Below are 1,739 nucleotides of genomic sequence, written 5' to 3' on the forward strand. Positions count from 1 at the left end.
GGGTCGGATCACGGGGGGTCGGCTCGCGCGACGGCTCCTCTGGTGCCTCGGCCCGGGCCGGCAGCGGCGTGGGGGCGGCGCGCAGCGCCAGCCGGTCGACCGGCGCCTCGCCCAGCGCCTCGTCGGCGCCCCAGTCGAGCTGCAGCCGCAGCGCCGCCAGCAGCTCGGCCGCCGTCACGGCGCCGTCGGTCGGATCGGGGGGAGCGGCGTTCATACCCCGCCATATCGCGCCGCAGCGGGGTTCCGCGCAACCCGCGATCGGGCTAAGGCAATCCAGCGGGATCAAGGGAGAACGAGAAGGTGTCTGAACGCGAGAGCATGGAATTCGACGTCCTGATCGTCGGCGCCGGCCCTGCCGGCCTGGCCGCCGCGATCCGGCTGAAGCAGCTCTCTCCGGAAGCCTCGGTCTGCGTGGTGGAGAAGGGCAGCGAGGTCGGCGCCCATATCCTGTCCGGCGCCGTGCTGGAGCCGCGGGCGCTGGACGAGCTGATCCCCGACTGGCGCGACGACCCGCCGGGCCTGGCGACGCCGGCCAGCGAGGACGCTTTCCTCTATTTGACCGAGACCAAGGCCTTCAAGCTGCCGACCCCGCCGCAGATGCACAACCACGGCAACTACGTGGTCAGCCTGGGCAATGTCTGCCGCTGGCTGGGCGCCAGGGCCGAGGCGATGGGCGTCGAGATCTATCCCGGCTTCGCGGCGTCGGAGACGATCATCGAGGACGGCGTGGTCAAGGGCGTCGTCGCCGGCGTCATGGGCATCACCCGCGAGGGCGAGGAAGGCCCGAACTACCAGCCGGGGATGGAGCTGCGCGCCCGCTACACCCTGTTCGGCGAGGGCTGCCGCGGGTCCCTGACCAAGAAGCTCGAGGCGCTCTACAACCTGCGCGACGGCGTGCAGCCGCAGACCTACGGCCTCGGCATCAAGGAGCTCTGGGAGATCCCCAAGGAGCGCCACGTGCCGGGCAAGATCTGGCACACCACCGGCTGGCCGCTGACCACCGACACCTATGGCGGCACCTGGATCTACATGCTGGGCGAGAACCTGGTCTCGATCGGCATGGTGGTCGGGCTCGACTATCCCAACACCTGGCTGTCGCCCTTCGACGAGATGCAGCGCTTCAAGACCCATCCGGAGATCCGCAAGATCCTGGAAGGCGGCAAGCGCATCGCCTATGGCGCCCGCGCGCTGAACGAAGGCGGGCTGCAGTCGATCCCGAAGCTGGTCTTCCCCGGCGGCGCGCTGATCGGCGACACCGCGGGCTTCCTGAACGTGCCGAAGATCAAGGGCACGCATACCTCGATGAAGTCCGGCATGCTGGCGGCCGAGGCCCTGGCCGAGGCGCTGAAGTCGGAAGACGCCAGCCCGGTGCTGGACGCCTATCCCGAGGCGCTGAAGACCAGCTGGGTCTGGTCGGAGCTGCAGGGGGTGCGCAACATCCGCCCGGGCTTCGCCAAATGGGGCTTCTACGGCGGCATGATCAACGCGGCGCTGGAGACCTACGTCTTCCGCGGCAAGGCTCCCTGGACCCTGGCGCACCACGCCGACCACAGCGCGACCAAGCCGGCCGAGCAGAGCCGGAAGATCGCCTATCCCAAGCCGGACGGAAAGCTGACCTTCGACCGGCTGTCCTCGGTGTTCCTGTCGAACACCAACCACGAGGAAGACCAGCCCGCCCATCTGAAGCTGAAGGACCCGTCGAAGTGGAAGGGCGTCAACTGGGACACCTACCGCGCGCC

The 1,739-nt window shown here is 69.2% G+C and carries 1 protein-coding gene and 1 pseudogene; one reads left to right on the forward strand and one right to left on the reverse strand.

What is annotated here, in order from left to right:
- Positions 1-214: pseudogene (locus BKE38_RS28465) on the reverse strand (hypothetical protein); the annotation flags it as partial.
- A gap of 86 nt (positions 215-300) precedes the next feature.
- On the opposite strand from BKE38_RS28465, the gene BKE38_RS28470 reads away from it, so the two are divergent.
- A partial coding sequence (locus tag BKE38_RS28470; RefSeq protein WP_083747936.1) for an electron transfer flavoprotein-ubiquinone oxidoreductase occupies positions 301-1,739 on the forward strand: 1,439 nt, incomplete at its 3' end.

It is taken from the genome of Teichococcus deserti (genome assembly GCF_001982615.1).
GTDB classification, from domain to species: domain Bacteria; phylum Pseudomonadota; class Alphaproteobacteria; order Acetobacterales; family Acetobacteraceae; genus Pseudoroseomonas; species Pseudoroseomonas deserti.